Genomic DNA, 13,294 nt, shown 5'->3' with positions numbered 1-13,294 from the left:
GGTTGGTTCGGCGTCCAAAACGGGTACGGTTCGGTGCATGACGAACCGGATCAGGGTTGCTGTGGTGTTCGGCGGGCGCAGTAACGAGCACGCCGTCTCGTGTGTGTCGGCCGGTAGCGTGCTGCGCAACCTCGATCCGGAAAAGTACGAGGCCGTGCCCATCGGCATCACCATCGACGGTGCCTGGGTGCTCGGTGGGTCCGAGGTGGCGGCGCTCGGGTTCAAGGACAATGCGCTGCCCGCGGTCGACAGCAGCGGCACCGCGCTCACGTTGGCCGCCGATCCGAGCCGGTCCGGGTCGTTGGTCGCGCTCGATGATCCGGGTGCGGCACTGGGGTCGGTGGATGTGGTGTTCCCGATCCTGCACGGCCCGTTCGGGGAGGACGGCACGCTGCAGGGCATGCTCGAACTCGCCGGGGTGCCCTATGTCGGGCCGGGCGTGCTGGCCAGTGCGGCGGGCATGGATAAGGAATTCACCAAGAAGCTGCTGGCCGCGGAGGGACTGCCGATCGGCCGCCAGGTGGTGCTGCGGCGCGGGACCGACACCCTCGGTGCGGACGATCGGGCGCTGCTCGGCCTGCCGGTTTTCGTCAAACCGGCGCGCGGTGGTTCCTCGATCGGCATCACCAAGGTCACCGACTGGCGCGAACTGGACGCGGCGATCGCGACAGCGCGCGAACACGATCCGAAGGTGATCGTGGAGGCGGGCATTGTCGGACGCGAAGTCGAATGTGGCGTACTGGAATTCTCGGATGGTCGGGTGGCCGCCAGCGTGGTCGCCGAGATCCGGATGCCGGAGGCCGATGCGGCGGCACCGGAGTTCTACGACTTCGACACCAAATACCTCGACGATGTCTGCGAATTCGATGTTCCGGCGAAGCTGGACGACGAAGTATCCGACAACATAAGAGAGCTCGCGGTGCGTGCGTTCAAAGCGCTCGACTGCCAAGGGTTGGCGCGGGTGGACTTCTTCGTCACGGCGCAGGGCCCGGTGATCAACGAGATCAATACGATGCCCGGATTCACATCGATTTCCATGTATCCGCGGATGTGGGAAGCGACCGGAATCGATTACCGGACATTGGTTTCCACATTGATCGAGACGGCGTTGACCCGAGGGACCGGGCTGCGCTAGCTGTACTCGCTCCGGACACGCGGACCGTGCTTTCGGTGCGCTTCGGCCCGCCGTCGATCAATTCGGCAGTGGACCTGGATCGATCGGCTGAGCGGGCAGGTTCGCGGTGATCGTGTCCGAAACTCCTTGTAACGGAGTCGGTCCGGAGCCGTCGGGAACGGTCAGCGCGATATAGGTGGCGCGATCGACGGCGAACCAGGTGCTCGCCTTCGCGGTCGCATCACGGACCTCGAACCACTGCACACCATTGACGATCTGCAATGGTGAGGCGCGATTGAACTCCAACGGCCGCTCCAAACCGCAGCGCAGCACGATGGCGGCCCCGCCGTCTTTGCGCTGCCAGGCGCGGGTCGCGGGGGGCGCCGGTTCCACCAGTGTGGATTTGGAGTAGTCGCCGAGATCGACCGGCAATGCGGGCAGCAGCGCGGTGCATGCGGGTCCGTCCGCGGCGGGTGCGGGAACCGGACCGAGGACCAGAGGTTCGCGTTCGGTCGGCGCGCGGCGGGCCAGCACCGCGGCGACCAGCACGGCGACGATCAGCACGACCGGGAGTGCGACCGCGGTCGCGATCAGCGCGGGTGGGTAACCGCCGGGTTCGACTGGGGGCTCGCCGGTGGGTTCGGTGCTGTCTGAGCTCGAAGGCTCGGCATCGGCGGCACCGGTTGAGGCTGTTGCGGGACGGGCGGCGGCGGCTGAGGGAGTGCTCTCGGCTTCGCTGCGATCGGCAGTGGGCGTGGCTTCGGCCGCAGCGCTGTCCGCAGCCGAATCGGCCGTCCTGCTCGACGGCTCCGCGTCCTTCGATCGCTCGGCCTCCGACGACTCCGCCGCCATGCTCACCGATCCTTCCTTCCTGTTCGCGCTGGTGGGGCCCGGTCACCTGGGAGATGGATGCCGCGCACCGGCCTGGTAGTACTCGATTGCCCTGGAAAGGGTACCCTCGGTGCGATTTCAGCCAGCACGACGCCGGGAAGGGACCAGGTCATCAGCGAGGGCACACGGCCGAAGACAGTGCGTGAACTGGGGGAGTTCGCACTGATCGAGCGGATCAACACGGGGCGGGTACAGGCGCCCGGCGTGCTGCTCGGCCCAGGTGACGACGCCGCCGTGGTGGCCGCGCCGGACGGCCGGTTCGTGGTCACCACCGACATGCTGGTCCAGGATCGACATTTCCGGCTCGACTGGTCCGGTCCGCGCGATATCGGGCGCAAGGCGATCGCGCAGAACGCCGCGGATGTGGTCGCCATGGGTGCGGTACCGACCGCATTCGTGGTGGCGCTCGGCTGTCCGGCCGATACGCCGCTCGAGCTGGTGGATCGGCTCACCGATGGGATGTGGGCCGAGGCGCGCCGCGCGGGTGGCTCCATCGCGGGTGGCGATGTGGTGCGCAGTCCGCAGCTGGTCATCTCGGTCACCGCCTTCGGTGACCTGGACGGCCGCGCGCCGATCACCAGAGCCGGTGCGCGCGTGGGGGATACGGTCGCGGTGGTGGGTCGCCTCGGTTGGTCCGCCGCTGGGTTGGCGGTGCTGACTGCCGGACTCGATCCGGCAGACGAATTCTTCGCCGAAGTGCTTGCGGCCCATCGGGTCCCACAGCCGCCCTATTCGGCGGTGCTCGCCGTGGTCGCCGATTCCGCTGCCGAGGTGGACAACTCGGGTGCGTCCCCCGCGCAAGGGGTACTGGATTCGGAGCACATCGGGGTGTCGGAACAGTCGAATGCGGCGCAGTTCGGATCGGAAGGCATCATCGGATCTGCTTCCGAATGGCCCGCGATACCTACCGCGCTCACCGATATCTCGGACGGACTGCTCGCGGATCTGGGCCATATCGCCGAGGCATCCGGAGTCGCGATCGATATCCACTCGAAGACATTGCGCGATCCGGCGCTGACGACAATCGCGCGGCGTCTGGATGCCGATGCGGCGCAATGGATTCTGACCGGTGGTGAGGATCATGCCTTCGTCGGAACGTGGCCCTGGCAGCGGGAACTGCCGCCCGGGTGGGTGCCGATCGGACGGGTGCTGGCAGGTCAGGGCGTCACCGTCGACGGCGTGCGGCAGCCGGGCAGTGGGGGCTGGGAATCGTTCAGCGGGGTGGACTCGGCATCCGAGCCCGAGCCACGATAGGTTGTGCGGTCATGGGCGCGAAACCACTGACGGAAATAATGGATCCGGGTTGGGCGAAGGCTCTCGAACCGGTTGCGGCACAGATCTCGGCAATGGGTGAATTCCTGCGCGCGGAGAATGCGGCGGGCCGCGGTTATCTACCGGCCGGTGAGAATGTGCTGCGCGCCTTCCAGCGGCCGTTCGATGCGGTGCGCGTGCTCATCGTCGGCCAGGACCCGTATCCGACGCCCGGACATCCGATGGGCCTGAGTTTCTCTGTCGCCCCGGATGTTTCGCCGGTGCCGCGCAGCCTCGCCAATATCTTCGCCGAATACAGCAAGGATCTCGGTCACCAGACACCGTCCAATGGCGATCTGAGCCCGTGGTCGGATCAGGGCGTGCTGTTGCTGAACCGAGTTCTGACGGTTTCGCCGGGACAGCCCGCCTCGCACCGCGGCAAGGGCTGGGAAGCGGTGACCGATCAGGCGATCGGCGCGCTGGTGGCCAGGGATGAGCCGCTGGTCGCGATCCTGTGGGGTCGTGACGCGCAGACACTGAAGCCGCAGCTCGCCGCGGCCGAGGTGCCCTATATCGAATCCGTGCACCCGTCACCACTGTCGGCCTCGCGCGGTTTTTTTGGTTCGCGACCCTTCTCACGAGTGAATGAACTACTCGACGAACTGGGTGCCGAACCTGTTGACTGGCGCCTGCCCTAGATCTCGGGCGTCGAGGTTAAATCACAGTAGAGGAGCACAATTTCATGCAGAATAAGACCGTTCGCGGCGCACTGCGCGGCACCACCGCCACGCTGGCCCTGTGCGCGGCCCTGGCCGGCGGCAGTGCGGCGGCGAATGCGGCCGGGTTGCCGCTCGAGTCCGCCGCGGATACCTCCGCGCCCACCACCGCCGCTCCGGTCGGCGAGGAATTCACCTCCAATGGCTCCTCGACCATCTCGTCCTCGGTGAATGCCAAGGTCGCGTGCCTGCTGCAGAACACCATCAGCGCGCAGGGCAAGTGGGACTGCTGAGGTCTCGTTGACCGGGGCTCACGTGAGCCCCAGCGGTAACTGTGCGATCCTCGGATCGTGAGTAATGCGAACAACCTTCTCGATCCCATCCGGCTGCGGCTACGCGGTTCCGATGGGATCGAGCTGGCCGCCGACCAGTTCGGCCCGGCGGACGGCCCGCTCGTCCTGTTTCTGCACGGTGGCGGTCAGACCAGACACTCGTGGAAGCAGACCGGTGCGAAGCTGGCCGCCGCCGGGATGCGGGTCGTCACGCTCGACGCGCGCGGCCACGGCGACAGCGCGTGGTCGCCGCACGCCGATTACCGGCGCGCCACGATGGTCGAGGACCTCGTCGCGGTCCTCGAACAGCTGGCTGCCCCCGCGGTCGTGGTCGGTGCGAGCATGGGCGGGATCACCGGGCTGCTCACCACCGCGCATCCGGGTGGCACGGCGATCACCGCCCTGGTGCTCGTCGATATCGTCACCCGCCCCGAACCCGCCGGTGTGGCGCGGGTGATCGATTTCCTCGGCAAATATCGCGACGGCTTCGACAGCCTCGAGCAGGCCGCCGACGCCGTCGCGGAATATATGCCGCATCGGCCACGGCCCAAGAACACCGACGGCCTGCTGCGCAATCTGCGCCAGCGCGACGGCCGCTGGTACTGGCACTGGGATCCGGATATGCTCGCCCACCGCGTCGAGGATCCGAGCGAAATGGTCCAGGAGATGGAGGCCGCCGCGGGCGCCCTCACCATGCCCGTGCTGCTGGTGCGCGGCATGCAGTCCGATGTGGTGTCGCCGGAGGGCGCCGCGGAATTCCAGGCATTGGTGCCGCATGCACAGCTGGTCGAGATCGGTGGTGCGGCACATACCGCGGCCGGTGACGACAATGATTCGTTCACCGACGCGGTCGCGAAATTCGTGCTCCAGGTGCGCGGCTGACTACCGGTTCTGGTAGTCGGGCTTGCGCTTCTCGACGAAGGCGTCCACGCCCTCGCGCCCGGCCGGGCTGTTCGCCGCCGCGCTGATCGCATCGCGCTCGTAGTCGAGCTGGTCGCTCAACGTCGACGAATTCGACCGTGCCAGTAGCGATTTGATGCTCGCGTAGGCGGATCGCGGTCCGGCGGCGAGGGTTCGGGCCACATTCATTGCCTCGTCGCGCACTTGCTCGTCGTCGACGAGTCGGCTCAGAATGCCGAGGCGCACCGCGGTCTCGGCATCGAGAATCGCGTCGGTGAGCAGGATTTCGCGGGCGCGTCCGGCGCCGACGATCCGCGGCAGCGTCCACGACATGCCGCCGTCCGGGCTCAGCCCGATGCCCGGATATGCCGGACGCAGCTTGGTGCTCGGCCCGCCGATCGCGATATCCGCCGCGCACGCCAGGCTCATCCCGGCTCCGGCTGCCCATCCCTGTACCCCCGCGACGACGGGCGCGATGGCCTCGTCGAGGGCCCGCACGAAATTGTGCAGATCCGTCGCGAGGCCGAAGATATGACCGGCCCGATCCTCGGCCGCCGCGAAACCGCGCACATTGCCGCCTGCGGAGAAGTTCGATCCGGCGCCCGTCAGCAGCACGGCCCCGATCTCGCGGCCCGCCGACCGCAATGCCTTGGTGCCCGCGTTGATGCCGGCGAAGTCCAGGGACGTGCCGTTCGCGGCGGTCGAGATGGTGATCTGTAGTACGCCGTCGACGACGGTGACGTACTCGGTGTGCGTGGAAGTCATGGCCAGCACACTAGCTGCCGCCTTTCGGGCAGCGGCGCACCATCCGGACCTCGACGGCGGGGGTGAAGGCCTCGATGCGACGGGTGCCGTCCAGTTCGAAGCCGTGTTTGCGGTAAAAGGACTGGGCGCGTGGGTTCTGCTCGAAGACCCAAAGCGAGCACGCTACGTCGGGGGCGATGGCGGCGCGGATGAGGTCGTCGGCGACGCCGGTGCCGTACCAGGCGGCACGGACGTAGAGGGCATTGAGTTCGTTTGGGGTGACCGGAGATTCGTCGCGTGGCGGGCCCGAACTCGCGAAACCGATTACCTCGTCGTCGACGAGGGCGACGCAGGTGCTCCGCGGGTAACGGACTCGGATGCGTTCCCATCGCTCCGCGCGGTGCTCGACGTCGAACGCATCCAGTATGTGATCGGGGACCAGGCCGCGATAGGCCTCACGCCAGCAGGCGATATGGCATTCGGCCAGGCTGTGGACGTGTTCGGCGGCGAGTGGGGCTATGCGCCAGGCTGGCTGGGTCATGCGGACCATCGTTGCCGAGAGGTCCGCAGATGACTACGCCCCGAGCACCTGGTGGTGTCGGGGCGTGTGTCGGTCTCTGGGAAATCAGCCGCGAACGACCTTGCCCGCCTTCAGGCAGGAGGTGCACACATTCATGCGGCGGGTGTTGCCCGGCGCGACCTGTGCGCGCACGGTCTGGATGTTCGGGTTCCAACGACGGTTGGTACGCCGGTGCGAGTGCGAGACCGACTTCCCGAAGCCGGGGCCCTTGGCGCAAACGTCGCAGACGGCAGCCATAGTCGCGAACTCCTTCATGTCATGTGGGGACGGCCGCGCATCGGCGGCATGTCCGGAAACAATGTCTTAATGCCCTGCCGACTGATGTCGGCCAGCGCAAACCCTCTCGGCCGCGCTAGGCAACCCTGCAAGGGTAGCTGGCGGCGCCCTGATCCGCCAAACCGGGTCATGGCATGACGCCCCTCGGGCACTTCCGATGGTAGTGCATCGGTGTCGCCGATCCACTGTCGGTATCGCCGGCTAACCTGGCCAACGGCGGCAGATCCTTTCGAGCGATCTGCCAGCAGCTACTTGGCTGCGGGTGGCGGTGTGGACGATCGCGGAGAGAGGTGGCGGTGCCCGGATTGCGGGACATGATGGGCGACGGCCCGGACGCGGGACTGCCTGCCGTTACCGAGCCGAATGAACTGAACGGCCCGGCCCTACTGCGCTGGGGCCGAATCTGCCTCGAAGGCCTGCAGCAGCGGCGCGCGGAGATCAACGCACTCAATGTCTTCCCCATCGCCGATGCCGACACGGGTACCAACATGCTCGCGACCATGCGAGCGGCGGTGCAGGCCGCAGAGGCCGCGCTGACCTCGACGCGTGGGGACGGGCATCGCGAACCGCGCGAATCGCTCTCGACGCACGATGCGGCCGCGGCGATGGCGCGCGGGGCGACGCTCGGTGCGCGTGGGAACTCCGGAATCATCCTGTCGCAGGTGTTGCGGGGGATTGCCGAAGCGGCGCGCGGCGGGCCGCTGACGGCGCAGACGTTGCGTGACGCGCTGGCCACGGCATCGGTGCTGGTGCGGGCATCGCTGAGTGTGCCGGTCGAGGGAACCATCCTGACCGTCCTGGAGCGGGCAGCCGAATCCGCCGCGGCCTGTCCGGAATCTGCGGTGGCCGCGGTGGCGGTGGCCGCGGCCGACGGTGCCGCCGTGGCGCTCGGTGATACGCCCGCCCAACTCGGCGTGCTGCGCGAGGCGGGGGTGGTCGATGCGGGTGCGCGCGGGTTGGTGGTGCTGCTCGACAGTCTGGTCGCGGTCACCCTCGGTGAGATACCCGCTCGGCCGGAATACGCGCCCGGCGAATTCGCATTCGTTGGCGACCGGGCAGGTGTTGATCGTGCCACCGCAGCGGCGCACGCCGACTCCGTACCGCGAGCCGATGCCGAACCGCACGGCAGCTGTGCCGGACCGCTGAACAGCGCCGAACCCCACTTCGAGGTGATGTACCTCCTGTCCGACACCGACGACCAGCGGATCGCGCGACTCCGCGACCGCCTCGCCGACCTCGGCGACTCCGTCGTGGTCGTCGGTGACGGCGCGGGCTCCTGGTCCGCCCACGTCCACTGCGCCGACGCCGGCGCCGCCGTAGAAGCAGGCATTGCCACTGGCACCCTCAGCGCCATCCGCATCGAAAGCTTCACCATCACCGCCCGCCCAACCCCCGCGTATCCCGACGCGACCGCGTTCAGCGGCATAGCCGCGGGCACCGACAGCGCTGGTCGCGCGGAGGTCGACGGGCATTCCGACGAAGCCTCGGCCGACGTTTCTGGTCGTGCCGGTGCCCCCGTTGGTGGGCCTGTGGCCCCCTCCGCGCGCGCTGATGCCGGCGGCCGCCGCGATCGAGCCCAGGCCGACGGTGTGAATCGCACCGATGTCGACGGGCGGGCTGGTGGCGCGCGTGTGGTCCCGCCAGCGCGTGCCGATGTCAGCGGCCGCCGCGATCTCGCCTCGGCCGGCGTGGTGGATCGCCCTGATATCGCCGCGCAGCCTGGTGGTGCCGCACGCGCCGACGCGACCGCGCGTGCCGAAACTCTCGTGGCCGCAACCGGATCGGGTGCGACCGCATACCCCGGATCTGATCACGATGGCCCCGCGGACCGTGCGGTGCTGGCTGTTGCTTCGGGGGATGGGGCGGCGGTGCTGTTCGAGGCCGGGGGTGCGGTGGTGCTCGGCGGTGACGGGATCGTGACCAGCGCCGCTCTGCTCGCGGCGATTCGACGGCTGCCGAATCGGGAGGTGTTGGTGTTGCCGAACGGTGCGCTGCCCGCGCACGAATTGGTCGCGGTCGGTGTTGCGGCTCGTGACGCGCACCGGGACGTGTTGTTGTTGCCGAGCGGGTCCATGGTGCAGGGTTTGGCGGCGCTGGCGGTGCACGATTGCGGCCGGATCGCGGTGGACGATGCGTTCGCGATGTCGGAGGCGGCGGCCGCGACCCGCTGGGGATCTGTGCATGCCGCGACAGAGCGGGCGCTCACCATGGTCGGCACCTGTGAGGCCGGTGATGGGCTCGGTCTGGTCGGTCACGATGTCGTGGTGATCGATCGAGATGTGCCGACCGCGGCCCGGACCCTGCTCGACCGGATGCTCGGCTTCGGCGGTGAGCTGGTCACCCTGCTCATGGGTGCGGCGGCACCCGCCGAACTCGCGGACGAACTGGCCGCGCATATCGCGAACGGCTTTCCCGGTGTCGAGGTGAGTGTGTATTCCGGTGGGCAGCAAGCGGATCTGGTGCAGATAGGGGTGGAATAGGGATATGGCGACACTCAGCGATCGGCTGGACCACCTGCTCGGCGTGAAGGCGGCCGAGCCGCTCGCCGACGCCTTCGACATGCACACTGTCGAGGATCTGTTGCGGCACTATCCATTGCGCTATGCCACCCAGGGCCAGCCGCTCACCCAGGAGCAGCCGGAGGAGGGCGCGCATATCACGGTCATCGGCCGGGTGACGAAAACCGAACTGCGCCCGATGAAGAACCGCAGGGGCCGATTGCTGAAGGTCGCCCTCGATACCGGTTCGGTCGCTCCGATCGACATCACCTTCTTCAATGGCGACAAGGTGAGTTACCTTGTCCGCGAAGGGGTCCGGGCCATGATGTCGGGCACGGTGCACTGGTGGCGCCCGGATCGCTGGAACCTTTCGCATCCGGATTATCTGATCCTGCCCGAGAAGGAAGAGGGTTCGATAGAGAACCTCACCTCGGTGCGCGGCGGCGGTGCCCTGCGCGGATTGGCGCAGAGCGCAAAAGGTAAAGAAGGAGTGGATGTCTCGTTCTTCGAACGGGAATACATCCCGGTATACCCGGCGACCGCGAAGGTGCAGAGCTGGGATCTGCTCGCATGTGTCCGGCAGGTACTCGACCAACTCGACCCGATCGACGATCCGCTGCCCGGTGACCTGCGCGAGGACCGCGGGCTGATGAAGGTCTCCGACGCATTGCGCCTGATCCACCTGCCCGAACACAAGTCCGATATCGAACAGGCCAGGCAGCGTTTGCGTTTCGATGAAGCGCTGGCATTGCAACTGGTGCTCGCCGAGCGGCGACACGATGCGGAGGCACGTGCGGCCCGGCCCTGTCCACCCCGATCCGACGGTATCGCAGCGGCTTTCGACACCCGCCTGCCATTCGAACTGACCGAGGGGCAGCAGCAGGTGATCGCGGAGATCTCCGACGATCTCGCGCGCAGCCATCCGATGCACCGGCTACTGCAGGGGGAGGTGGGTTCGGGGAAGACCATCGTCGCGCTGCATGCCATGCTGCAGGTGGTCGATTCCGGTCAGCAGTGCGCACTGCTCGCGCCGACGGAAGTTCTTGCTGCCCAACACTATCGGTCGCTGCGCACGATGCTCGGCGACCTCGGCACCGCCGGTGAACTCGGTGCCGCCGACAATGCGACCAAGGTGGTGCTGGTAACCGGTTCGATGTCGGCGTCGGCGAAGAAGGCCGCGCTATTGGCTGCGGTCACCGGCGAAGCGGGCATCGTGATCGGCACGCACGCGCTCATCCAGGACGCGGTGGAGTTCTTCGATCTCGGCATGGTGATCGTCGACGAACAGCATAGATTCGGTGTCGAACAGCGGGATGCGTTGCGCGCCAAGGCGAAATCCGGTGCCAGCCCGCATCTGCTGGTCATGACCGCGACCCCGATTCCCCGCACCATCGCCATGACCACCCTCGGCGATCTGGAGACCTCCACCCTCACCCAGCTGCCCCGCGGCCGCTCGCCGATCGTGTCCAAGGTGGTCCCGCGCAAACAGCATCCGAACTGGGTCGACCGTGCTTGGGAGCGGATCCTGGAGGAGGTCGGCGCCGGACGGCAGGCCTATGTGGTGTGCTCACGCATCGGCGACGACGAGGAGAACGGCAAGGGCCGCAACGGTAAGTCCGGCAAGTCGAAAGAGACAGCGGAGAAGGAAGGCCCGACCACGGCCGCCGCGCTCGAGGTCTTCGATATGCTGCGCACCGGTCCGCTCGCGAGCGTCCGGGTCGGCCTGCTGCACGGCAGACTTCCGACCGATGAAAAAGACCAGATGATGCGCGCATTCAATGACGGCGATATCGACGTGCTGGTCTGCACCACGGTCGTCGAGGTCGGCGTCGACGTCCCGAATGCGACCATCATGGTCATCGTGGACGCGGACCGCTTCGGTGTCAGCCAGCTGCATCAGTTGCGCGGTCGCATCGGCCGCGGCAAGCATCCCGGCCTGTGCCTGCTCATCACCGACGCAGGCCCCACCGGCACCGCAATGGCCCGCCTCGACGCCGTCGCCGCCACCACCGACGGCTTCGAACTCGCCGTACTCGACCTGCGCCAACGCCGGGAAGGCGACGTCCTCGGCGCCGCCCAATCCGGCACCGCCCGTTCCCTGCGCCTGCTCTCGCTACTCGACGACCTCGAAGTCATCACCGCCGCACAAGATCTCGCCCGCCGACTGGTCGAATCCGACCCTGGCCTGCACAACCACCCCGGCCTCGCCACCATGATGCATGCTGCGGTGAACACCGAACGCCTCGAATACTTGGCGAAGTCTTGATCGTCGAGAATGGAGTTCCCGTTTGGGAGCCGCTGAATGTCGATGTGGCTCAGCTTCGTTCAGACGGCCGCCGGGCACGGCCCGCGCGACGGGCCGCCGCAAAGGTAAGCAGCCGAAGTTTGCCCGCGTCGGTGCGCGGTGATCGGTTGGCGGCCAGTAGATATGGCTAGCGCAGGGCTCGGGGGTAGGGAAGGTCGGTGCTGAGGTGCTCGGTGACCGCGAGTGGACTGCCGATCTGGGGGAAGGCGCGCTGTGGGCAGGAGGGCCGCTCGCAGACCTTGCAGCCCGCGCCGATCGGCACCGCCGCGGCCGGACTGTCCAGGTGTAGCCCGTTCGAATACACCAGCCGGTCGGCATATTCGATATCGCAACCCAGACCGATCGCGAAATCCTTTGTCGCCGTGCTGAATCCGTGGGGTCCCGCCAGCGAGGTGCGGGCGATCCAGAGGTAGCGGCGGCCATCGGGCATGGCAGCCATCTGGGTGAGGATGCGACCCGGATTGGCGAAGGCCTCGTGCACCACCCACAGTGGACAGCTGCCGCCGACCCGAGAGAAATGGAATGCGGTGGCGGACTGGCGTTTCGAGATATTGCCCGCTCGGTCGGTGCGGACGAGGAAGAACGGAACCCCCCGCTGCCCCTGCCGCTGCAGGGTGCTCAATCGGTGGCAGATGGTCTCGAAGCCGACTTCGAAACGCAGGCCGAGCAGATCGATGTCGTAGCGCAGTTCCTCGGCCGACCGCAGGAAGCGGCCGTACGGCAACACGAGCGCGCCCGCGAAGTAATTGGCCAACCCGATACGTGCCAATGTCCTGGATTCGCCGGTGAGCGACGGTGTTTCGGCCAGTACGGCATCCAATTCCTTGCCGTACAGCAGAAATCCGAGGGTGGTTGCGATTTGAAATGCGCGCTGCCCGGGACGCAGCCGCCGCGCCAGCGTCAGCGTGCGGCTGTCCGGGTCGTAATGCCGTTTCGGGATGGACGGATCCGCGCCGTCGCCGCGCACCAGTACGGTGACCCCCGCGCGCTCCTCGGCCACTCTGGCGAGTTGCCTATCGAGTGACCCGATGCTCAGACCGCACTCCTCGAACAGTTGTTCGGCCGCATGATCGAGTTGGGCGATGTGATTGTGGTGGTCGTAGAAGAAGTCCCGCACATCCTCGTACGGCATGGGCACGCCGGGGGCGCCCGTGGGCGCGGCCACGCGTGCGGAGAGCAGATCGAGTTGATCCGTCGCGGCGCGTAATCGCCGATGCATCGCGACGACGATTCGCGATACCTCCGGAAGTCGCGTTGCCAGCTCCTCCACCTCTGTCAGCGGCGCACTGTCACCGCCCGCCGCGTCGACGAGTACCTCGTGCAGATCCGAGACCAGCCGGGCGTCGGAGTCGGCGGCGAAGAATTGCACGTCGAGGTCGAAGGTGGAGTTGAGCTTGAGTAGCACCGGAATAGTGAGCGGTCGCTGGTCGCGCTCGAGCTGATTGAGGTAGCTAGGCGATAGATCCAGGGATTTCGCCAGTGCCGCCTGGGTCATCCGCCGTTCCTCGCGCAACCGTCTTAGTCGGGCGCCCGCGTACATCTTGCGCACCGCAAGATGGTAGCCCTCGCAATTTGCAATCATCGCAAAATGCAGGATTCTGGCCCGCAGAAATCTGCTGTTGCAAGGGATTTTGCCGAAGATCAATCCTGCGTAGTGTGCGAAGTGGGGTGGTTGGCCTGTTTTGTC

General features: G+C 67.1%; 12 protein-coding genes. 7 read left to right on the top strand and 5 right to left on the bottom strand.

What is annotated here, in order from left to right; translation table 11 throughout:
* The first annotated feature begins 37 nt into the window (after positions 1–37).
* Positions 38–1,135, top strand: a complete 1,098-nt coding sequence (locus AB0L58_RS21135; protein ID WP_364389100.1) for a D-alanine--D-alanine ligase family protein — start codon at positions 38–40, stop codon at positions 1,133–1,135.
* Positions 1,136–1,192: 57 nt separating this feature from the next.
* Here AB0L58_RS21135 and AB0L58_RS21130 read toward each other — a convergent pair whose 3' ends face one another.
* Complete coding sequence (locus AB0L58_RS21130) at positions 1,193–1,966, bottom strand: DUF3515 domain-containing protein (protein WP_364389247.1); 774 nt, start codon at positions 1,964–1,966, stop codon at positions 1,193–1,195.
* Between the two features lie 177 nt (positions 1,967–2,143).
* On the opposite strand from AB0L58_RS21130, the gene thiL reads away from it, so the two are divergent.
* From thiL to AB0L58_RS21110, 4 genes are read left to right on the top strand one after another with little or no spacing between them, the layout of a single operon-like run.
* Positions 2,144–3,259: a thiamine-phosphate kinase gene (thiL, locus tag AB0L58_RS21125; protein ID WP_364389246.1), complete on the top strand. Its 1,116-nt coding sequence runs from the start codon at positions 2,144–2,146 to the stop codon at positions 3,257–3,259.
* Between the two features lie 11 nt (positions 3,260–3,270).
* Entirely contained in the window at positions 3,271–3,954 is a 684-nt protein-coding gene (locus AB0L58_RS21120) for a uracil-DNA glycosylase (protein WP_364389099.1), read from the top strand.
* A gap of 44 nt (positions 3,955–3,998) precedes the next feature.
* Positions 3,999–4,265, top strand: coding sequence for a hypothetical protein (locus AB0L58_RS21115; protein WP_364389098.1), 267 nt, complete (start codon positions 3,999–4,001; stop codon positions 4,263–4,265).
* Positions 4,266–4,322: 57 nt separating this feature from the next.
* A complete protein-coding gene (locus AB0L58_RS21110; RefSeq protein ID WP_364389096.1) occupies positions 4,323–5,186 on the top strand; it encodes an alpha/beta hydrolase in 864 nt (287 codons plus the stop codon).
* Here the strand turns inward: AB0L58_RS21110 and AB0L58_RS21105 are convergent, their stop codons facing one another.
* The 3 genes from AB0L58_RS21105 to rpmB form a co-directional block, all read right to left on the bottom strand.
* Entirely contained in the window at positions 5,187–5,969 is a 783-nt protein-coding gene (locus tag AB0L58_RS21105) for an enoyl-CoA hydratase-related protein (RefSeq protein WP_364389095.1), read from the bottom strand.
* Positions 5,970–5,979: 10 nt separating this feature from the next.
* Entirely contained in the window at positions 5,980–6,489 is a 510-nt protein-coding gene (locus AB0L58_RS21100; protein ID WP_364389094.1) for a GNAT family N-acetyltransferase, read from the bottom strand.
* Positions 6,490–6,573: 84 nt separating this feature from the next.
* Positions 6,574–6,765 (bottom strand): 50S ribosomal protein L28, encoded by a 192-nt coding sequence (gene rpmB, locus AB0L58_RS21095; protein WP_011210730.1) that lies wholly within the window; start codon positions 6,763–6,765, stop codon positions 6,574–6,576.
* A 356-nt stretch (positions 6,766–7,121) separates the two neighbouring features.
* Here rpmB and AB0L58_RS21090 point away from each other — a divergent pair, with 356 nt between their 5' ends.
* Together AB0L58_RS21090 and recG are read left to right on the top strand one after the other, a co-directional pair.
* The gene (locus AB0L58_RS21090) at positions 7,122–9,284 is read left to right on the top strand and encodes a DAK2 domain-containing protein (protein WP_364389245.1); all 2,163 of its coding nucleotides are present in this window, start codon (positions 7,122–7,124) and stop codon (positions 9,282–9,284) included.
* Between the two features lie 4 nt (positions 9,285–9,288).
* Positions 9,289–11,568, top strand: a complete 2,280-nt coding sequence (gene recG, locus AB0L58_RS21085; protein ID WP_364389093.1) for an ATP-dependent DNA helicase RecG — start codon at positions 9,289–9,291, stop codon at positions 11,566–11,568.
* 166 nt (positions 11,569–11,734) lie between these two features.
* Here recG and AB0L58_RS21080 read toward each other — a convergent pair whose 3' ends face one another.
* The gene (locus AB0L58_RS21080; RefSeq protein ID WP_364389091.1) at positions 11,735–13,156 is read right to left on the bottom strand and encodes a short-chain fatty acyl-CoA regulator family protein; all 1,422 of its coding nucleotides are present in this window, start codon (positions 13,154–13,156) and stop codon (positions 11,735–11,737) included.
* Positions 13,157–13,294 lie beyond the last annotated feature (138 nt).

Source organism: Nocardia sp. NPDC052112 (assembly GCF_040680135.1).
GTDB lineage: Bacteria > Actinomycetota > Actinomycetes > Mycobacteriales > Mycobacteriaceae > Nocardia.
Note: the sequence above shows the minus strand (reverse complement) of the source record. Positions and strands in the feature narration are given on the sequence as shown.